Annotated in this window: 17 protein-coding genes and 1 pseudogene; 8 read left to right on the top strand and 10 right to left on the bottom strand. The window is 71.8% G+C overall.

What is annotated here, in order from left to right:
* Window positions 1-6 precede the first annotated feature (6 nt).
* Complete coding sequence (locus ACIP94_RS28850; protein ID WP_402431842.1) at window positions 7-1,155, top strand: methyltransferase; 1,149 nt, start codon at window positions 7-9, stop codon at window positions 1,153-1,155.
* A gap of 46 nt (window positions 1,156-1,201) precedes the next feature.
* On the opposite strand, the gene ACIP94_RS28845 is transcribed toward ACIP94_RS28850, so the two are convergent.
* Window positions 1,202-2,086, bottom strand: a complete 885-nt coding sequence (locus tag ACIP94_RS28845; RefSeq protein ID WP_402431839.1) for a ketose-bisphosphate aldolase — start codon at window positions 2,084-2,086, stop codon at window positions 1,202-1,204.
* 174 nt (window positions 2,087-2,260) lie between these two features.
* Window positions 2,261-3,139: pseudogene (locus ACIP94_RS28840) on the bottom strand (SIS domain-containing protein); the annotation flags it as partial.
* Window positions 3,140-3,328: 189 nt separating this feature from the next.
* On the opposite strand from ACIP94_RS28840, the gene ACIP94_RS28835 reads away from it, so the two are divergent.
* Together ACIP94_RS28835 and ACIP94_RS28830 are read left to right on the top strand one after the other, a co-directional pair.
* Complete coding sequence (locus ACIP94_RS28835; RefSeq protein WP_402431836.1) at window positions 3,329-4,108, top strand: DeoR/GlpR family DNA-binding transcription regulator; 780 nt, start codon at window positions 3,329-3,331, stop codon at window positions 4,106-4,108.
* A gap of 153 nt (window positions 4,109-4,261) precedes the next feature.
* Window positions 4,262-6,097 (top strand): glycoside hydrolase family 15 protein, encoded by a 1,836-nt coding sequence (locus tag ACIP94_RS28830; protein WP_402431834.1) that lies wholly within the window; start codon window positions 4,262-4,264, stop codon window positions 6,095-6,097.
* 37 nt (window positions 6,098-6,134) lie between these two features.
* Here ACIP94_RS28830 and ACIP94_RS28825 read toward each other — a convergent pair whose 3' ends face one another.
* Entirely contained in the window at window positions 6,135-6,866 is a 732-nt protein-coding gene (locus ACIP94_RS28825; protein ID WP_402431832.1) for a CBS domain-containing protein, read from the bottom strand.
* A 437-nt stretch (window positions 6,867-7,303) separates the two neighbouring features.
* Between ACIP94_RS28825 and ACIP94_RS28820 the strand changes: the two genes are divergently transcribed.
* The gene (locus ACIP94_RS28820) at window positions 7,304-8,044 is read left to right on the top strand and encodes a maleylpyruvate isomerase family mycothiol-dependent enzyme (RefSeq protein ID WP_402431829.1); all 741 of its coding nucleotides are present in this window, start codon (window positions 7,304-7,306) and stop codon (window positions 8,042-8,044) included.
* Window positions 8,045-8,077: 33 nt separating this feature from the next.
* Here ACIP94_RS28820 and ACIP94_RS28815 read toward each other — a convergent pair whose 3' ends face one another.
* Complete coding sequence (locus ACIP94_RS28815) at window positions 8,078-8,473, bottom strand: MarR family winged helix-turn-helix transcriptional regulator (RefSeq protein WP_402431826.1); 396 nt, start codon at window positions 8,471-8,473, stop codon at window positions 8,078-8,080.
* 86 nt (window positions 8,474-8,559) lie between these two features.
* Here ACIP94_RS28815 and ACIP94_RS28810 point away from each other — a divergent pair, with 86 nt between their 5' ends.
* Entirely contained in the window at window positions 8,560-10,104 is a 1,545-nt protein-coding gene (locus tag ACIP94_RS28810; RefSeq protein WP_402431823.1) for an MFS transporter, read from the top strand.
* A 70-nt stretch (window positions 10,105-10,174) separates the two neighbouring features.
* A complete protein-coding gene (locus tag ACIP94_RS28805; RefSeq protein WP_402431821.1) occupies window positions 10,175-10,486 on the top strand; it encodes a DUF6332 family protein in 312 nt (103 codons plus the stop codon).
* Here ACIP94_RS28805 and ACIP94_RS28800 read toward each other — a convergent pair.
* The 3 genes from ACIP94_RS28800 to ACIP94_RS28790 all read right to left on the bottom strand — a co-directional run bounded on the left by ACIP94_RS28800 (window position 10,447) and on the right by ACIP94_RS28790 (window position 13,306).
* Entirely contained in the window at window positions 10,447-11,112 is a 666-nt protein-coding gene (locus ACIP94_RS28800) for a response regulator (RefSeq protein ID WP_402431817.1), read from the bottom strand. The genes ACIP94_RS28805 and ACIP94_RS28800 overlap by 40 nt on opposite strands.
* Window positions 11,109-12,392 carry a sensor histidine kinase gene (locus tag ACIP94_RS28795; RefSeq protein WP_402431814.1) on the bottom strand — a complete coding sequence of 428 codons (1,284 nt, stop codon included), beginning with the start codon at window positions 12,390-12,392 and terminating at the stop codon, window positions 11,109-11,111. Before ACIP94_RS28795 ends, ACIP94_RS28800 begins: the two co-directional genes overlap by 4 nt.
* Before the next feature lie 221 nt (window positions 12,393-12,613).
* Window positions 12,614-13,306, bottom strand: coding sequence for a TetR/AcrR family transcriptional regulator (locus tag ACIP94_RS28790; RefSeq protein WP_402431811.1), 693 nt, complete (start codon window positions 13,304-13,306; stop codon window positions 12,614-12,616).
* A gap of 422 nt (window positions 13,307-13,728) precedes the next feature.
* Between ACIP94_RS28790 and ACIP94_RS28785 the strand changes: the two genes are divergently transcribed.
* Entirely contained in the window at window positions 13,729-14,178 is a 450-nt protein-coding gene (locus tag ACIP94_RS28785; RefSeq protein WP_402431807.1) for a nitroreductase family deazaflavin-dependent oxidoreductase, read from the top strand.
* Here ACIP94_RS28785 and ACIP94_RS28780 read toward each other — a convergent pair.
* Complete coding sequence (locus ACIP94_RS28780; RefSeq protein ID WP_402431804.1) at window positions 14,168-15,400, bottom strand: geranylgeranyl reductase family protein; 1,233 nt, start codon at window positions 15,398-15,400, stop codon at window positions 14,168-14,170. The genes ACIP94_RS28785 and ACIP94_RS28780 overlap by 11 nt on opposite strands.
* Window positions 15,401-15,609: 209 nt before the next feature.
* Here ACIP94_RS28780 and ACIP94_RS28775 point away from each other — a divergent pair, with 209 nt between their 5' ends.
* The gene (locus tag ACIP94_RS28775; RefSeq protein WP_402431801.1) at window positions 15,610-16,965 is read left to right on the top strand and encodes a dipeptidase; all 1,356 of its coding nucleotides are present in this window, start codon (window positions 15,610-15,612) and stop codon (window positions 16,963-16,965) included.
* A gap of 137 nt (window positions 16,966-17,102) precedes the next feature.
* On the opposite strand, the gene ACIP94_RS28770 is transcribed toward ACIP94_RS28775, so the two are convergent.
* Both ACIP94_RS28770 and ACIP94_RS28765 read right to left on the bottom strand, forming a co-directional pair.
* The gene (locus ACIP94_RS28770; RefSeq protein ID WP_402431799.1) at window positions 17,103-18,143 is read right to left on the bottom strand and encodes an NUDIX domain-containing protein; all 1,041 of its coding nucleotides are present in this window, start codon (window positions 18,141-18,143) and stop codon (window positions 17,103-17,105) included.
* Between the two features lie 173 nt (window positions 18,144-18,316).
* Window positions 18,317-18,511: a hypothetical protein gene (locus tag ACIP94_RS28765; RefSeq protein WP_402431796.1), complete on the bottom strand. Its 195-nt coding sequence runs from the start codon at window positions 18,509-18,511 to the stop codon at window positions 18,317-18,319.
* Between the last annotated feature and the right edge of the window lie 12 nt (window positions 18,512-18,523).

Here is an 18,523-nt window from a genome sequence, read left to right as displayed (position 1 = left end):
CCCACGATGAACGACCGTATGAGCACGCCCTGGGGCGCGTACACGCTGACCCGTTTCCCCGAGGATCCCCGCGACCGGCTGCGTGCCTGGGACGCGTCCGACGCGTATCTGCTGCGGCACCTCGCGGCGAGCGAGACCCCGCTCGACGGTACGGTCGTGGTCGTCGGCGACCGGTGGGGCGCGCTCACCACCGCGCTCGCGGGGCACCGCCCGACGCAGATCGGCGACTCGTTCCTCGCCCGCGAGGCGACCGGGGCGAATCTCGCCCGCAACGGCGTCGACCCGGACACCGTACGGCTGCTGACCACGCAGGACGCCCCGCCGCCCCGGATCGACGTCCTGCTCGTGCGGGTCCCGAAGAGCCTCGCGCTGCTGGAGGACCAGCTGCACCGGCTGGCGCCCGCCGTTCACGAGGGGACAGTGGTCCTGGGCACCGGGATGGTCAAGGAGATCCACACCTCGACTCTGAAGCTGTTCGAGCGGATCCTCGGCCCGACCCGTACCTCCCTCGCCGAGCAGAAGGCACGGCTCATCTTCTGCACTCCCGACCCGGCGCTCGACCGGGGTGCCAACCCGTGGCCGTACCGGTATCGACTCCCCGATGGCATCGGCCCGTTGTCGGGCCGGACCGTCACCAACCACGCCGGTGTCTTCTGCGCCGACCGCCTCGACATCGGGACGCGGTTCTTCCTCGGGCATCTGCCGCGCGGCCGGGGCGCGGAGCACATCGTGGACCTCGGCTGCGGCAACGGGGTGGTCGGTCTGGCGGCGGCGCTGGACGCGCCCGGGGCCGAGGTGCTGTTCGTCGACGAGTCGTACCAGGCGGTGGCCTCGGCGGAGGCGACCTATCGGGACAACGCGGAGGGGAAAGCCGAGTTCCGGGTGGGGGACGGCCTGTCCGGGGTGCCCGCCGGGAGTGTGGACCTCGTCCTGAACAATCCGCCGTTCCACTCCCATCAGGCGACGACGGACGCCACGGCGTGGCGCATGTTCACCGGGGCGCGGCGCGCCCTGCGGCCGGGCGGCGAGCTGTGGATGATCGGCAACCGTCATCTGGGCTACCACGTGAAGCTGCGCCGGCTGTTCGGCAACAGTGAAGTGGTCGCGAGCGATGCGAAGTTCGTGGTCCTGAGGGCCGTCAAGAAAGAGAGATAGCCGGGGATCCCCTTGACCCGCACCGAGGAGGACCCACCACGCGAGATCAGGGGGACTCGCGCGCGGGTGCGGGCGCGGCACCGCCCTGGAGCACCGTGATCAGCCGGGCCACGGTCCGGACCATGGCCTCCCGTCCCACTCCGAGATAGCCCCGCGAGTCGGCCGCCTCGGGGTGCGCGGCGAGGAACTCCCTGATCGCGCCGGTCATCGCGACGTTCAGCGCGGTCCCTATGTTGACCTTCGCGATCCCGCCCGCGACGGCCGCCGTCAGCTCGTCGTCCGGCAGTCCGGAGGAGCCGTGCAGGACAAGGGGCACGTCGATCGCGGCACTCAGCCGCTTGAGCAGACCGTGGTCGAGCACGGCCGTGCGCGTGGTCATCGCATGGGTGCTGCCGACGGCGACGGCGAGGGCGTCGACGCCTGAGCCGGCCACGAAGGCGGCGGCCTCCCGGGGATCGGTCCGGGCACCGGGAGCGTGCGGGTCGGGCGGCGGCTCGCCGTTCTTGCCGCCGACCTGCCCCAACTCCGCCTCGATCCATAGCCCTTGAGCGTGCGCCCAGTCGGCGGCGGCGCGGGTGGCGGCGAGATTGTCCGCGTACGGCAGCCGGGCCGCGTCGTACATCACGGAGCTGAACCCGGCACCGGGCGCCTGCCGGAGAAGGGCGTCGCTGTGGATGTGGTCGAGGTGGAGGGCGACGGGCACGGCGGCACGCTCGGCGGCCGCGGCGGAGGCCCGGGCGAGGGGAAGCAGACGTCCGTAGCGGAACCTGACCGCGTTCTCGCTGACCTGGAGCACCACGGGGGCGCCCGTGTGCTCGGCGCCCGCGATGACGGCCTCGACGTGCTCGAGGGTGATGACGTTGAACGCGGGCACGGCGTGGTTCGCTGCCGCGGCGGCGGCGATCAGGTCACCGGTGGCTGCGAGGGGCATGGCCTCTCCCCCTCACCGGGTACGCGGATCGGGGCTCGGGCTCGCCCACGGGTTCGCACGCCCGCCCGGGTTCGGGTTCGCCCCCGGGTTCGGGTTCGCCCCCGGGTTCGGGTCCTCGCCTGGGTCCGGGTCCTCGCCTGGGTTCCGGTGCGCGCCCGGGGCCGGATTCGCGCCCGGGGTGAGGATCACTGAGCGGGTCAGATGGCGTGGCCGGTCCGGGTCGAGCCCCCGGGCGGCGGCGACGGCGACGGCGAGCCGCTGGACGCGGAGGAGTTCGGCGAGCGGGTCGAGTTCGCCGGCGACCCACAGCCCGCCCGTGTCCCGCACCTGCCGGGCGAGCCCCTCGGGCGCCTCGCCGAGCATCCAGGTGGCGGTGCCGTGGGTGGTGACGCTGATGGGTCCGTGCCGGTACTCCATCGCCGGATAGGCCTCCGTCCACGCCCGGGCGGCCTCACGCATCTTCAGGCCGGCTTCGTTGGCGAGCCCGACCGTCCAGCCGCGGCCCAGGAAGGTGAACTGCGTGCAGTCGGCGAGGCCCGCGGGCAACGGGGTCTCCAGTGCGGTACGGGCGTCGGCGACCGCGGCGTCCGTGTGCAGGCCGAGGTGGGCCCGCAGCAGGGTGAGCGCGGTGGTGGCGAAGCGGGTCTGGACGACGGACCGCTCGTCGGCGAAGTCGAGCACGATCACGTCGTCGGCGCACTCCATCACCGGTGTGCGCGGGTCGGCTGTGATCGCGGTGGTCCGGGCCCGCCCCCGCAGCCGGCCGAGGAGTTCGAGGACCTCGGTGGTGGTGCCGGACCGGGTGAGCGCGACGACCCGGTCGTACGAGCGCCCGTAGGGGAACTCGGAGGCCGCGAAGGCGTCCGTCTCGCCCTGTCCAAACCGCTCGCGCAACGCGGCGGCGGACTGCGCCATGAACCAGGAGGTACCACATCCGACGATCGCGACCCGCTCCCCCGCCGCCGGAAGAACCCCCTTGTACTCCGCCGCTTCCATGGCCGCGCGGCTCCAGCACTCGGGCTGGCTGCTCAGCTCGTCCTCGACATGGGTCATGCTCCACCCTCCCCGGCGCGCGATCTCGATGCACGATCTCGGTGCACCATCTGACGCGCGACCCCAGTGTGCGGTTTCCTGCAAGATATAAGCAGCTTTCAAGCAGAATCAAGCATTAAGGCGGGAGCGGGGTGCGCTAGGGTCGCCGCAGCGGCCGAGGAGCGAAGGCCGGGGAACGGAGACATGCGGATGTCGCGCGACGCCCGCTGGAAGGCGCTGCTGGAACTGCTCGTCGAACGGGGCCGGCTGGATGTCGAGGAGGCCGCGGCCGAACTGCGGGTGTCGGCCGCGACCATCCGCCGCGACTTCGACCAGCTCGCGGAGCAGCAGATGCTGGTGCGCACGCGGGGCGGCGCCGTGGTGCACGGCGTCTCCTACGAACTGCCGCTGCGCTACAAGACGGCCCGCCGCGCCTCCGAGAAGCAGCGCATCGCCAAGGCGGTGGCGGATCTGATCGCCCCCGGGGAGGCGGTGGGTCTCACCGGCGGCACCACGACGACGGAGGTGGCGCGCGCCTTGGCGGTGCGCGGTGATCTGGCGACAGGCTCCCCCGCGCTGACAGTGGTCACCAACGCTTTGAACATCGCCAACGAACTCGCCGTGCGGCCCCAGTTCAAGATCGTGGTAACGGGCGGGGTCGCCCGCCCGCAGTCGTACGAGCTGATCGGCCCGCTCGCGGACGGGGTGCTCGACCGGGTCACCCTGGACGTGGCCGTGCTCGGTGTGGTGGCCCTCGATGTCACCCATGGCGCGGCGGCGCATGACGAGGCGGAGGCCGCGATCAATCGACTGCTGTGCGAGCGCGCGGAGCGCGTGGTCGTCGCGGCGGACTCCAGCAAGCTGGGACAGCGCGCGTTCGCGTGGATCTGCGGGGTGGAGTCGGTGGACACGCTGGTCACGGATGCGGCGGCCGACGTGGACGTGGTGCGGCGGTTCGAGGAGGCGGGTCTGCGGGTGCTCGCGGTCTGACGGACGGCTCCAAGGCGGTCGGCGACGCCCCGCCCACCTCGCTCCCGAACCCGCCTGCACCGCCCCGCCCACCTCGCTCCCCGTGCTCCCGCCTCTGCCCGCGCCTAAGCTGGGACCGGCGGTGGGGCGTGCCCGGTGCTCAGGGAGGCTGCGATGGCCGAGACGCTGTGCAATGCATATGTGCCCGGAGGCTCCCGGTACCTGCCGATCGCCGACCACGGACTCATCGGTGACCTCCGCACCGTCGCCCTGGTGGGCACCAACGGCACCATCGACTGGTACTGCTGCCCGGCCTTCGACCGCCCGAGCGTCTTCGCGTCGATCCTGGACGCGGACAAGGGCGGGTCCTTCGAGCTGACGGCGACCGTGCCGGCCCATACCAAGCAGTTCTACTTCCCCGACACCAACGTGCTGATCACGAGGTTCTTCACCGAGGACGGGGTCGGCGAGATACAGGACTTCATGCCCGTCGGCGAGGGGTGCGTCGAGGCCGAGCGCCACCGGCTGATCCGCCGGGTGCTGTGCGTGCGCGGTTCCCTCCCGTTCCGGGCGCGGATGGCCCCCCGGTTCGGGTACGGCGCCGAGCCGCACACGCTCCGTCTGCTCGGCGATGTGGCGGTCTTCGAGTCCGCCGACCTGACGCTGGCCCTGACCGCCACCATGCCCCTGGAGGGCGATCACTCGGATGTGTGGGCGGATTTCAAGCTCGCCGAGGGAGAGTCGGCGGTGTTCTCCCTCGACCAGATCTGTGACTCGCTGCAGCCGCGCAGGTGCGCACGCCTGGAGGCGGAGGAGCAGTTCGCCACCACGGTGGCGTACTGGCGGCGCTGGCTGTCCGCCTCGCGCTACCGCGGCCGGTGGCGGGAGATGGTGCACCGCTCCGCCCTCACCCTGAAGCTGCTCACCTACGCTCCTACCGGCGCGATCGTCGCCGCTCCGACCACCAGCCTGCCCGAGCGGCTCGGCGGCGAGCGCAACTGGGACTACCGCTACGTCTGGGTGCGGGACGCGGCCTTCTGCGTCTACGCCCTGCTGCGGCTGGGCTTCAGCGGCGAGGCCGAGGCGTTCATGAGCTTTGTGACCCGGCACGTCATCCCCGGGGACGGCGGGCCGTCCGGCCCCCTGCAGATCATGTACGGGATCGACGGCCGCACCGACCTGCCCGAGCAGGAACTCGACCATCTGGAGGGCTACGAGGGGTCCGCGCCGGTGCGGATCGGCAACGCCGCCGCCACCCAGCTCCAGCTCGACATCTACGGAGCCCTCATCGACTCCATCTACCTCTACGACAAGTGGGCGCAGCCCATCTCCAGCGACCAGTGGGACCAGGTCTGCGCCCTGGTGGACTGGGTCCGCGATCACTGGGACCAGCCCGACGAGGGCATCTGGGAGACCCGTGGCGGCCGCAAGAACTTCCTGTACTCGCGGCTGATGTGCTGGGTCGCCATCGAGCGGGCCATCCGGCTCGCCAATCGCCGTGGCCTGCCCGCCGATCTGCTCCGCTGGCGGCGGTGCCGGGACGCGATCTACCGGCGGATCATGCAGCACGGGTGGTCCACCGCGCGGGGGGCCTTCGTGCAGCACGAGGACGGCGACGTGCTCGACGCGGCGCTGCTGATGATGCCGCTGGCCAAGTTCGTCGCCCCCACCGATCCCAAGTGGCTGTCCACGCTGGACGCCCTCACCCAGGACCTGGTGTCCGACTCACTGGTGTACCGCTACGACCCGCAGGCGGCCCCGGACGGCCTGCGCGGCGATGAGGGCACGTTCTCCATCTGCTCGTTCTGGTATGTCGAGGCACTGGTGCGCGCCGGGCGGCTCGACGAGGCCCGGCTGGCCTTCGAGAAGATGCTGACCTACGCCAACCATCTGGGCCTGTACGCCGAGGAGATCAGCCGCACCGGTGAGCAACAGGGCAACTTCCCGCAGGCGTTCACCCACTTCGCGCTGATCAGCGCGGCGTTCAATCTGGACCGGGCCCTGGGCTGAACGGACCGTTCCTTGCGGTACCGGAAGGCACGTCCTCTCAGGGATTGCGCAGCCAGTCGCCGACGACGCCGTACGGTGACCGCTCGTGGCGCGGCAGGCGGGAGTCGTCGAAGCGGTACGTGAGCTGGTCGATCACCGCGACCACTCCGTCGATCTGCCGGGTCATGGAGACGGCGATCCCCGTCTCGCTCTTGCGTACCAACCGGCCGGTGAGAGTGACCACGCCCTCGACCACGAAGACGTCGATGGTCCTGGGTGACAGCCGCAATGTGCGGATCAGCACTTCCTCGATCACTTCGTCACGGATCTCCGCGTCGGACCGCAGAAAGACCTGGAGCAGGTCCCGCCGGGTGACGATGCCGACCAGCCGGTCCTCCTCGTCCAGTACGGGCAGCCGCTCCACACGCCGCTGCGCCATGGTCCGCGCGGCCTCGGCGATGGTCTCCTCGGCGTGCACGGTGACGGGCGGCGCGGTCATGAGCTGGCCGGCGGTGAAAGCCCTGGACTTGGCGGCCTGTCTGCGAGCCCCGGGCGTCAGCCCGGCGAAGCGGAAACGGCGCCTGGGTTCGTCCGCACCGAGTGCTTCCGACTGTCTGGCCACCAGATCCGTCTCGGAGATGACGCCGATGACCTTGTCGTCGTCGTCCACGACAGGCAGTCCGCTGATGTGGCGGTCCGCGAGGAGCCGCGCGACCTCCTTGAACGGAGTGCGGTATTCGGCGCGTATGACATCCGCGGTCATCACCGAGCCGACCTTGTTGTGCTTCATGCCCCTTCCCTCCTCAGCGGAGTCGGCGCAGACACGGATCCCGGGGTCCGCGCGGCAGGAGGCTTACGCGGGCGTCGAGCACGGAGACCCGCCCGGTCGCGTCCGTCGTCGCGGGCCCCCTTCCCTGCCTCTCGACACTTCGAGCATCCAGCGGTTCCGGGGGCCATTCCATGGGCTGTCCGGGGTGGGCCGGGGGCCGTTCGGCCCTGAATCGGGCCGGGGCACCCCCGGCGTCACATGGGCATGTCACCCCGCGCCAGGGCCGTCGGACGGCCGTGAAGCCACGGTGCAACCCGGTGAAGGCGGCCGCCCGCACGCTTGTGGCATTCCGTCTGCTGCGGCTGCCCATGCGGATCTGAGGGACGTACGCGACGCTCACGCCCCGTTCGCGGCGGGCATCTCCCCCCGGCGGGATCCCGTACGGCAGACTCGCTCTCATGGAAACTGCCGAGTTCGTCGGGGTCCTGGACCGGGAGGGGCGGTTGCTGGCCGCCGCGGCGGAGGAGTCGGGTACCACCGCCAAGGTGCCGACCTGCCCGGAGTGGCTGGTGCGGGATCTGCTGCGGCACACGGGAATGGTGCACCGTTGGGCCGCGGCCTTCGTCGCCGAGGGGCACACCGCGTACCACCCCGACGGGGGGCTGCCGGATCTCGACGGCGCGGCGCTCCTGACCTGGTTCCGCGAGGGGCATCGCCTCCTCGTCGACACCCTCTCCGGCGCCGCACCCGACGTGCGGTGCTGGCATTTCCTGCCGGCGCCCTCACCGCTCGTCTTCTGGGCCCGGCGGCAGGCGCACGAGACGGCGGTGCACCGGTTCGACGCCGAGTCGGCGCGCGGGGGGAGGCCCGCCGCGCTCGGCACTGACTTCGCGCTCGACGGCATCGACGAGCTGCTGCGCGGCTTCCATGCCCGTGCCGGGAGCCGGGTGCGCAGCGAGGAGCCTCGGGTGCTGCGGGTGCGGGCGACGGACGCCGGCGACGCCGTGTGGAGCGTACGGCTGTCGGAAGGGCCGCCCGTGGCCGTGCGGGAGGAGACGGGGGACGCCGACTGCGAAGTGTCCGGGCCCGCCGAGCGGTTGTACCTGTCGCTGTGGAACCGGCTGCCGTTCCCCGACGTGACCGGTGACGCCTCCGTCGCCGCGCTGTGGCGCGAGAGGTCCGCCGTCACCTGGAGCTGAGCCGGGGCGCGGGGACCGCGGGGAGCCGTGGTCTCAGCCCGCCAGCGTCCTCGCCAGCACAGCTCGCTGGATGGGCAGCACCTCGCGGTGCAGCTCGCTTCCCTTGGCCGTGAGGGCCACGCGCACGCCGCGCCGGTCCTCAGGGCACATGGCCCGCTCGACCAGTCCGTCCTTCTCCAGGCGGGCGACGAGCCGCGACAGCGCGCTCTGGCTCAGATGGACCCGCTCGGAGATCTCCTGGACGCGGTAGGCGCAGAGAGCGTCCCCAGCGGTCGGCTTGGACAGCAGGTCAAGCACCTCGAAGTCGCTGGCGCACAGGCCGTGCGGCTGCAGGGCGCGATCCAGTTCGCACTGGGTGCGCGCGTGCAGCGCCAGGATGTCGCGCCACTGGTCCACGAGCGCCCGCTCGGCCTTGTTCACCGCCTCCATGGCCGCACCGTAGCAAAGAACGCACTTTGTTGCATCTGAATTAAATGCGCTTGCATCCAATGCATGTACATGAAAGTCTCTGGAACATGACCTCTCCGCTCCCCTCCCTCGCGTCCGAGGGACGCTGGACCCCCCGGCTGTGGGGCACCCTGCTGGTGCTCTGCGCCGCGATGTTCCTGGACGCCCTGGACGTGTCGATGGTCGGCGTCGCCCTGCCGTCCATCGGTTCGGATCTCCATCTGACGACGTCGACCCTGCAGTGGGTCGTCAGCGGCTACATCCTCGGCTACGGCGGCCTGCTCCTCCTCGGCGGACGCACCGCGGACCTGCTCGGCAGGCGCCAGGTGTTCCTGGTGGCCCTGGGCGTCTTCGCCGTGGCCTCACTGCTGGGCGGACTCGTCGACTCCGGTCCGCTGCTGATCGCCAGCCGCTTCGTCAAGGGCCTGAGCGCCGCGTTCACGGCGCCCGCCGGACTGTCCATCATCACCACGACCTTCGCCGAGGGCCCGCTGCGCAACCGGGCCCTGTCGATCTACACCACCTGCGCGGCCACCGGCTTCTCCATGGGCCTCGTGCTCTCCGGTCTGCTCACCGAGGCGAGCTGGCGCCTGACCATGCTGCTGCCCGCGCCGATCGCGCTGATCGCCCTGCTCGCGGGCCTGAAGCTGCTGCCCCGCGGCGAACGCGAGAAGGACCACAACGGCTACGACATCCCCGGCGCCGTCATCGGCACCGCGTCCATGCTGCTGCTCGTCTTCACCGTCGTCCAGGCACCGCAGGCCGGCTGGGCATCCGCCCGGACACTGCTGTCCTTCCTCGCCGTGGCCGTCCTGCTGACCGCGTTCGTCGCCGTCGAGCGGCGCTCGGCCGGCCCGCTGATCCGGCTGGGCGTGCTGCGCTCCGGCATCCAGATCCGCGCGCAGCTCGGGGCGATGGCCTTCTTCGGGTCGTATGTCGGCTTCCAGTTCCTGGTCACGCTGTACATGCAGTCGCTGCTCGGCTGGTCGGCGCTGCACACGGCGCTCGCCTTCCTGCCCGCGGGGGCCCTGGTGGCCGTCTCGTCGACGAAGGTGGGCGCGATCGTCGACCGCTTCGGTACCCAGCGGCTGATCGCGGTGGGCTTCGCGCTCATGGTCGTCGGCTATGCGCTGTTCCTGCGGGTCGGCCTCGACCCGGCATACGCCGCCGCCATCCTGCCGAGCATGCTGCTGATCGGCGCGGCCTGCGCCCTGGTCTTCCCCTCGCTCAACATCCAGGCCACGAGCGGTGTCGAGGACCACGAGCAGGGCATGGTCTCCGGTCTGCTGAACACCTCGGTCCAGGTGGGCGGCGCCATCTTTCTGGCCGTGGTGACGGCCGTGGTGACCGCCCACGCGCCCGCGCACCCCTCGCCGCAGGCCGTGCTCGACAGCTACCGGCCCGGTCTGATCGTGGTCACCGGCATCGCCCTCGCGGGCCTGCTCATCACCCTGACCGGACTGCGCGCCCGCCGGTCGCAGCGGTCCCTGGTCGTCACCGGGTCCCTTCCGCAGAAGGCCGCGTCCCTTCCGCAGAAGGCCGCGTCCCCTCCGCAGCAGGACGGGACCCTCGCGCAGGAGGTGGACGCGGAGCGCGTGGCGGTCCGCGACTAGGGGGCACCTCCACGCGTGCGCCCGGCGGGGCTTCCTTGCTTCGCCGGGCGCACGCCTGTTGACTCGGGACATGGAGAACCACGGGGGGCGTCCACTCGGCGGCCGGCGACGGCGCACCCAGGCCGAGCGGGACGCGATCACGGTCGAGATCGGCTACGCGCTGGCCACCGCCGCGTTCGCGGCGGCCCTGCTGTTCGGTGCCGTGGCGGGACCGGTGTTCGCGTTCGGCCTGGCGGGCACCGCGCGGCACACACTTCTCGTCTCAGGGGCCATCGGGGCCGCCGCGCTCTTCACCGTGCGCGTCGTCAGCGTGCTGGTGCGCTTGGGGCGCGGTGCCGGGGGTCAGCCCAGCCAGCCGGGTCGTACCAGCCCCGACTCGTAGGCCAGTACCACCAGTTGAGCCCGGTCACGCGCGCCGAGCTTCACCATGGTGCGGCTGACATGGGTCTTCGCGGTGAGCGGGCTGACGACCAGCCGGCGGGCGATCTCCTCGTTGGACAGACCGATCCCGACCAGGGCCATCACCTCCCGTTCCCGCTCGGTGAGCGCTGAGAGCGAGGCGAGGGCCGCGGGCTGCTTGGAGCGGGCGGCGAACTCGGAGATCAGCCGCCTCGTCACACCCGGCGAGAGCAGCGCGTTGCCCTCCACCACGGCCCGTACGGCGCGGAGCAGTTCCTCGGGCTCGGTGTCCTTGACCAGGAAGCCCGAGGCTCCGGAGCGGATCGCCTCGAAGACGTACTCGTCGAGTTCGAAGGTGGTGAGCATGACCACCTTCACCGCCTGGAGATCCGGGTCCCCCGTGATCCCCCGGGTCGCCGCGAGCCCGTCGACGCGCGGCATTCGAATGTCCATCAAGACGACGTCGGGCCGCAGTTCGCGGACCCTGCGCAGTGCCTCCTCGCCGTCGGCCGCCTCCCCCGCCACCCCGATGTCCGGCTGGGCGTCCAGCAGCGCCTTGAACCCGGCCCTGACCAGCGACTGGTCATCGGCGAGCAGGACACGGATCATCGGTCCTCCCGGTACTCGACGGACTCCTCGGGCGACGGCCTCAGCGGCAGCACGGCGAGCACCCGGAAGCCGCCGTCGGCCCGCGCGCCCGCCTCGATCGTGCCGCCGAGCGCGGCGGCCCGCTCCCGCATTCCGGCGAGCCCGTTGCCGCTGCCCCCCGCCTCGGCGCGGGTCGCGGGCCCGTCGTCGTCGATCCGGAGGCGCAGCGCCCCCGCCCCGGTGCCGATGCGCACGCGCGCGTGCCGCGATCCGGAGTGGCGTACGACATTGGTGAGTGCCTCCTGGACGATGCGGAAGGCGGCGAGATCGGTACCGGGGGCGAGCCGGGGCGCCGTGCCCTCCACGGTGACCGTCAGCCCGGCGCCCGCGGCCTGCTCGACCAGCTCCGGCAGCCGGCCGAGCCCGGGCGCGGGCGCGCGGGGCGCGTCACCGGGCGTCCGCAGGGTGTCGAGCACCTGACGCACCTCCCCGAGCGCCTCCTTGCTGGCGGCCTTGATCGTGGTGAGCGCCGTGCGCGCCTGTTCCGGGTCGGAGTCCAGCAGCGCGAGACCGACCCCCGCCTGGACGTTGATCACGGAAATGCTGTGGGCGAGGACGTCGTGAAGTTCACGGGCGATGCGCAGCCGCTCCTCGTCTGCACGACGGCGCGCGGCCTGCGCCCGTTCGGCCCGCTCGCGCGCCCACTGCTCGCGCCGGACCCGCACCAGCTCCGCGACCGCCACAAACGCCATCACCCAGGTGGCGACGACCAGTTCCTGTCCCCAGGAGGCAGCCGAGTCCCCGGGCGGGGGCAACCACCGGTACAGCCAGTGCGACACGAGGACATGCCCCACCCAGAACATCCCGACGGCCGTCCACGCCGCCATGCGACGCCCGGCGACGAGCGCGCCGAAACAGCCTACGGCGACAGTGAGGAACACCGGGCCGTACGGGTATCCGGCGCCCAGATACACGGTCGCGGCCGCGGTTGTCACGAACACGACGGGCACGGGACGCCGCTGCCGCCACAGCAGCGCCCCCGCGGCCACCAGCAGCAGCGCGTAGGCGAAGGCATCCGGGTGCGCACGGTCGCCCTGCCGGTCGAGTGCCGCGACATGCGTACCGACGAGCACCAGGGCGGTGAGCAGCAGGGTGGAGCGCCAGGGCAGACGGGAGCCGCGGGGCTCGTCGAGCCCACGGCTCCACCACGGCGGTCCGGGCCGCCATGACGGTCCGGGCGGTCCGGGCGGCCAGGGCGGTCCGGACCACCGACGTGGCGCCGCTGCGCTCTGCTCCTCCATGACGTTCACGCTAGACGCAGCGGGCCGCGGGCGACGTCAGCCGGGCGAGGTGATCACCTGTACTCCCCGGGGAGTACGTCCGGGCCCGGGCCCGGGGCCCGGGGTCCGGGGTCCGGGGCCCGGGGTCCGGGGCCCGGGGCCCGAGATCCAGGGTCCGAGATCCAGGGAGCGGCGAAGCGGCTGGGAAGCAGGGAGCAGGCTCGGTTCCAAGTGAGCAGCGGCTACGGGAAGACCAGGCCCACGCCATGCGCCAGTTGGGTCGCCGCGTGCCGGAAGAACGCCTCCCGGTCCTCGACGACGTTGTTGAACTGCCCGAACAGCTCGAATCCGACCAGTCCGTACAACTGCGCCCAGGAGGCGACAAGGGCCGTGACCACCTCGGGCGGCAGATCGAACGCCAGGTCGGCGGCCATACGGCGGGCCTCCGGCTCGAGTTCGGCGGGCAACGGGGTACGGGCCACGCCGCGCTCCCGGTAGGCGTCGCGCACGATGCCGGCCAGCAGGACCCCCACGCGGGCGGCCGGCGGGATGGTCGACTCGGGCGCGGAGTAACCCGGCACGGGTGTGCCGTAGATCAGCGCGTACTCGTGCGGGTGCGCGAGCGCCCAGCGACGCACAGCCTCGCACACGGCGACCCAGCGCCGCGCGGGGGCGACGTCGCCGGCCCGCGCGGCCGCGGTCTCGGCCGCTTCTCCAAGGGCGTCGTAGGCGTCGATGATCAGCGCGGTGAGCAGGTCGTCCCGGCTGGGGAAGTAGCGGTAGAGCGCGGAGGAGACCATGCCCAGCTCACGGGCGACGGCGCGCAGGGAGAGCCTGGCCGCGCCTTCCGCGGCGAGCTGTCTGCGGGCCTCGTCCTTGATGGCGGCGGTGACCTCGATCCGGGCGCGGGCGCGGGCTCCTTGGGGGGTGCTCATGTCCGCAGTGTGCCATGTTTCCGGAGCAGTGCACACAAGTGAGAGCGCCGCACGCAAACGAGATCGGCGCACCGGAACCAGAGCAGCGCACCGGGACCAGAGCAGTGCACCAGGACCAGAGCAGCGCGCCGGAGCCAGAGCGGCCGCACCCGAACCAGAGCAGCGCACCGCAACCGGAACGGCCGCACCCGAACCAGAGCAGCGCACCCCAACCAGAGCAGCGCACCGCAACCGGAACGGCCGCACCCGAACCAGAGCAGCGCACCCCAACCAGAGCAGCGCACCCCAACCAGAGCGGCCAAAGCCAGAGCACCGCCCCAAAAAGTGAGCACCGCTCTTGTGGCGGAGCACCGATCTCCCCCACACTGTTCCTCACAGCGAGAGCACCGCTCACACTTTCTTTCCGCCCATGGAGGACGGTCATGTCCACGCACGTCCGGAAGCCCGGCTGGTTCACCGTCAACGTCTTCAACCGCGCCGTGGCCTGGGTGACCCGCCGTGGCATCAGCATCTGGGGATCCAGGGTGCTGGCGGTCCGCGGCCGCAAGAGCGGCGAGTGGCGCACCACCCCCGTGAATCTGCTGACCGTGGACGGCCGGCAGTATCTGGTCGCCCCGCGCGGCCATGTGCAGTGGACCCGCAACATGCGCGCGGCCGGCGGCGGCGAACTGCGTCTGGGCAAGAACGTGGACGTGTTCACAGCCACCGAAGTCGCCGACGACGACAAGGTTCCGCTGCTGCGCGCCTACCTCAAGCGCTGGAAGGCGGAGGTCGGGGTCTTCTTCAACGGTGTCGGCCCCGACTCGCCGGACCAGGAGCTGCGCCGGATCGCCCCCGACCACCCGGTCTTCCACATCACGCTCAGGAGCTGACCTCCTCCCCCTCCGGCCCCCGGTCCAGCGCGGTCAGGGCGCGCTGGGCGATGGGACGGGTGCGGACCATCTCCCCCAGGGAGGAGGATCCCTGGGTGATGTCCTTGAACGCCTTCCACGCGGGGCGGAAGCCGGTCAGCGCCGCATGGACGAGACCGGGGCGCCGCTCGAACACCGTCAGCAGCCGCTTGCCGACGCTCATCTCGACACCCAGACCGGCCTTGATCGCGAACGCGTAGTTCAGAGCCTGGCGCCGCGTGTCCACCGCGTCGTGCGCCTCGGCGATCCGGACCGCCCACTCCCCGGCGAGCCGCCCCGACCGCAGCGCGAACGAGATGCCCTCCCGCGTCCACGGCTCCAGCAGCCCGGCCGCGTCCCCGCACACCAGCACCCGCCCGCGCGACAGCGGTGAGTCGTCGGCACGGCAGCGGGTCAAGTGCCCGGAGGAGATGCTCGGTTCGAAGCCGGCGAGCCCGAGCCGGGCGATGAAGTCCTCCAAATACCGCTTGGTGGCGGCGCCTTCACCGCGCCGGGAGATCACGCCGACCGTCAGCGTGTCGCCCTTCGGGAAAACCCAGCCGTAGCTGCCGGGCATCGGCCCCCAGTCGATGAGCACCCGCCCCTTCCAGTCCTCGGCGACGGTCTCCGGAACCGGGATCTCCGCCTCCAGGCCCAGGTCCACCTGGTCGAGCTTCACTCCGACATGGGCCCCTATCCGGCTGGCGCTGCCGTCCGCGCCCACCACGGCGCGCGCCAGTAGCGTCTCACCGCCCTGGAGCACGACGGCGACACTGCGCCGGTCGGGCACCGCCGAGCCGTGCTGCTCGACCCGCGAGACCGTCACACCCGTCCGCAGCTCCGCACCCGCCTTCTGCGCCTGCTCGACGAGTTGCTGGTCGAACTCGGGACGGTTGATCAGCCCGAACAGCATCTGCTTGGAGCGCCGGGTGCGGGTGAAGCGGCCGTTGTTGGAGAAGGTGACCGCGTGCACTCGGTCGCGCAGCGGCAGCTCGAACCCGGGCGGCAGGGAGTCACGCGAGGGGCCGATGATGCCGCCGCCGCAGGTCTTGTAACGGGGCAGCTCCGCCTTCTCCAGCAGCAGCACGCTGCGTCCCGCGACGGCCGCCGCGTAGGCGGCCGAGGCCCCCGCGGGTCCCGCGCCCACCACGACGACGTCCCACACCCGCTGCACGCCGTCCGCCGAAGAGTTCTCGCTGCTCACGATGGTCTACTGCTCCCGATCAAGCCGCCTGCCGCACCTGTCCCCCGCATCCTACGGCGGCGTCGTCGCAGGCCGCTGTGGGAGTATCGGCAGCGTACGTGCCCTGCACGCCCGTGTGCTCGTACCACCGCGTGATCACTCGCACACGGAAGTACACACCTACACAGAAGTACCCATCGGTGCCACATCGCACCCCAAGGAGCGTTCCCATGTCGTCGAATCCAGTCGCCGAGACCATCGCCTCGCTGATGCCCAGGGCGAAGGAGGAGCTCACCGAACTGGTGGCCTTCAAATCGGTGGCGGACTTCGGCCAGTTCCCCAGGGCGGAGAGCGAGGGCGCGGCGGGTTGGATCGCCGACGCGCTGCTCGCCGAGGGCTTCCAGGACGTGGCACTGCTGGACACTCCGGACGGCACACAGTCGGTGTACGGGTTTCTGCCGGGCCCCGAGGGCGCGAAGACCGTTCTCCTGTACGCCCATTACGATGTGCAGCCGCCGCTCGACGAGGCCGGCTGGACCACGCCGCCCTTCGAGCTGACCGAGCGCGACGGCCGCTGGTACGGGCGCGGCGCCGCCGACTGCAAGGGCGGTGTCCTCATGCACCTGCTGGCGCTGCGGGCGCTGCGGGTCAACGGCGGGGTGCCCGTCCATGTGAAGGTGATCGTGGAGGGCTCGGAGGAGCAGGGCACAGGCGGCCTGGAGCGGTACGCCGAGCAGCACCCGGACCTGCTGACGGCCGACGCCATGGTCATCGGTGACGCGGGCAACTTCCGGCTGGGTCTGCCGACCGCCACCACCACGCTGCGCGGGATGACCCTGGTCCGTGTGGCGATCGACACCCTGGAGGGCAATCTGCACTCCGGCCAGTTCGGCGGCGCGGCCCCGGACGCCCTGGCCGCGCTGATCCGCGTCCTGGACTCGCTGCGCTCGGAGGACGGCTCGACGACCGTCGACGGTCTCACGGGCGGGTCCGCCTGGGAGGGCCTGCGGTACGAAGAGGAGCGGTTCCGCAAGGACGCCAAGGTGATCGAGGGTGTGGAGCTGATCGGCTCCGGTCCGGTCGCCGACCGTCTGTGGAGCCGCCCCGCCGTGACGGTCCTCGGCATCGACTGCCCGCCGGTCGTGGGCGCGACCCCGTCGGTGCAGGCGAGCGCCCGCGCGCTGATCAGCCTGCGGGTGCCGCCGGGCGTGGACGCGGCCGAGGCGACGAAGCTGCTCCAGGCCCACCTGGAGACCCACACGCCGTGGGGCGCCCGGGTGCGGACGGAGCAGATCGGGCAGGGGCAGGCGTTCCGGGCGGACTCCTCCGGCCCGGCGTACACCGCGATGGCCGAGGCGATGGCGGTCGCCTACCCGGGCGAGGAGATGCAGTACGCGGGCCAGGGCGGCTCCATCCCGCTCTGCAACACCCTCGCATCGCTCTATCCGCAGGCCGAGATCCTCCTCATCGGCCTGAGCGAGCCGGAGGCGCAGATCCACGCGCTCAACGAGAGCGTGTCCCCGCAGGAACTGGAGCGCCTGTCGCTCGCCGAGGCCCTTTTCCTGCGCGCCTACGCGGCGAGCTGAGCGGCTCCGCTCACGGCAGGGGGCCCTCGCCCAGGGGCGGGCCCCTCTCCTACGTCCTCCCCCCATGGACTCGCTCACCACGGGGACGCGCCGGTCACCCACGCCCGACGTCCGCGTTGGCGTCATGTGATGGCCCGTCAGCCCAGCGGCACGCCAGCCTCCATATAGAGCGCCGCGCCGCGTTCGCGGGCCCGTAGTGCCCAGCGGAGACGCTCGTAGCGCACGGGCGGAAGGAGATCGGCCGCTTCCGCCTCGGTGACGAAGCGCCAGGCGCGCAGCTCGGGCCCGGGCAGCAGGACGCGCTCGGCCTCGGTGCTGTCGAGGCGGCCTCCGTCGAAGAGGAGGCGCAGTCCGCCGTATCCAGGGGGCGCGGGGGACTCCCAGTCGATGACGAGGAGCCGGGGGACCTCCTCGAGCGTGATCCCGGTCTCCTCGGCGACCTCGCGTATGCCGGCGCGGGCCGGGGCCTCGCCGGGCTCGACGACACCCCCGGGGAACTCCCAGCCGGCCTTGTAGGTGGGGTCGACGAGCAGCACACGGTCCTGCTCGTCGAACAGGAGCACACCGGCCGCAAGGGTCTCGGAGGTCGGCTCGGGGGTCTGCACGATGTCGCTGACGGGCGCGTCGCCGGTTCGTACGGCCTCGGCGATCCGCAGAGCGCTCTCGTACGGCGTGAGCGCGCTGGTGTCGACGGGGTGGGCGTCGGCGGCGAGCCAGCCGGCCAGAGCGGTGCGGTAGGGCTCTATGTGGTCGTAGGACCACTGGCGGGTCCGCATCTCGCCGTCGGGAAGGTCGGGTGGCACCTCCCGGCCGGCTATCCGCTCGCGCAGGATCGTTTCGGCCGGGGCAAGCAGGACATGGCATACGGAGATACGCCGGGCGGCGAGGCCGCCGAAGATCTCGTCGCGGTACTCCTGGCGCAGCAGCGTCATCGGAACCACGAGGACACCACCGAGTTCCGCGAGGATGGCTGCCGCGGTGTCGATCACGAGCCGTCGCCAGATCGGAAGGTCCTGGAAGTCGCCGACCTCGGCGAGGCGTTTGGGCGGGAGCAGGTGCGTGAGCGCTCCGCCGATGACCTCGGGGTCGAAGAGCGTGCTGTTCGGGATCAGCTCGATCACTTCCCGTGCGGCGGTGGTCTTCCCCGCACCGAACGCGCCGTTGATCCAGACGATCACGGTTCCCCCCTCTTCTGTTGGCCCCCTGTGGCTTGCCCGCTCCACCCTGCCACGGAAACCCGGCGCTGATGAGGGTGCGTCCGGGGCCGATCACGGGGACGCCGGTGGCCGCATGCCGCGGCGCCGGTACCCCTGGACCGCAGGGGTACCGGCGCCGCGTCTTCGGCTCCCCCTCAGCCGTTCTGCCCCAGGGCGCCGTCCTCGGTGGTGAGGCCGTCCTGGTCGATGGTGTGGTCCACCGCGCTCAGGGTGTCCTTGACGTTCAGGTCGCCGACCGCGTCGCGGGGGGCGGCGTGGGAGGGGGTGACGGCCGCCACGACGAAGCCGGTGGCGAGGGAGGCGAGGGCGAGCATGCTGCGCTTCTTCATGACCGGTTCAAC

This window comes from Streptomyces sp. NPDC093261, assembly GCF_044753645.1.
In the GTDB taxonomy this organism is placed as follows: Bacteria; Actinomycetota; Actinomycetes; order Streptomycetales; family Streptomycetaceae; genus Streptomyces.
The sequence above is the reverse complement of the archived record's forward strand: the minus strand, read 5'-3'. Positions and strand labels throughout refer to the sequence as shown.

Coding starts and splice junctions, on each gene's coding strand:
- ACIP94_RS28850 (WP_402431842.1), top strand. CDS start 7: ATGAACGACCGTATGAGCACGCCCTGGGGCGCGTACACGCTGACCCGT.
- ACIP94_RS28845 (WP_402431839.1), bottom strand. CDS start 2,086: ATGCCCCTCGCAGCCACCGGTGACCTGATCGCCGCCGCCGCGGCAGCG.
- ACIP94_RS28835 (WP_402431836.1), top strand. CDS start 3,329: ATGTCGCGCGACGCCCGCTGGAAGGCGCTGCTGGAACTGCTCGTCGAA.
- ACIP94_RS28830 (WP_402431834.1), top strand. CDS start 4,262: ATGGCCGAGACGCTGTGCAATGCATATGTGCCCGGAGGCTCCCGGTAC.
- ACIP94_RS28825 (WP_402431832.1), bottom strand. CDS start 6,866: ATGAAGCACAACAAGGTCGGCTCGGTGATGACCGCGGATGTCATACGC.
- ACIP94_RS28820 (WP_402431829.1), top strand. CDS start 7,304: ATGGAAACTGCCGAGTTCGTCGGGGTCCTGGACCGGGAGGGGCGGTTG.
- ACIP94_RS28815 (WP_402431826.1), bottom strand. CDS start 8,473: ATGGAGGCGGTGAACAAGGCCGAGCGGGCGCTCGTGGACCAGTGGCGC.
- ACIP94_RS28810 (WP_402431823.1), top strand. CDS start 8,560: ATGACCTCTCCGCTCCCCTCCCTCGCGTCCGAGGGACGCTGGACCCCC.
- ACIP94_RS28805 (WP_402431821.1), top strand. CDS start 10,175: ATGGAGAACCACGGGGGGCGTCCACTCGGCGGCCGGCGACGGCGCACC.
- ACIP94_RS28800 (WP_402431817.1), bottom strand. CDS start 11,112: ATGATCCGTGTCCTGCTCGCCGATGACCAGTCGCTGGTCAGGGCCGGG.
- ACIP94_RS28795 (WP_402431814.1), bottom strand. CDS start 12,392: ATGGAGGAGCAGAGCGCAGCGGCGCCACGTCGGTGGTCCGGACCGCCC.
- ACIP94_RS28790 (WP_402431811.1), bottom strand. CDS start 13,306: ATGAGCACCCCCCAAGGAGCCCGCGCCCGCGCCCGGATCGAGGTCACC.
- ACIP94_RS28785 (WP_402431807.1), top strand. CDS start 13,729: ATGTCCACGCACGTCCGGAAGCCCGGCTGGTTCACCGTCAACGTCTTC.
- ACIP94_RS28775 (WP_402431801.1), top strand. CDS start 15,610: ATGTCGTCGAATCCAGTCGCCGAGACCATCGCCTCGCTGATGCCCAGG.
- ACIP94_RS28765 (WP_402431796.1), bottom strand. CDS start 18,511: ATGAAGAAGCGCAGCATGCTCGCCCTCGCCTCCCTCGCCACCGGCTTC.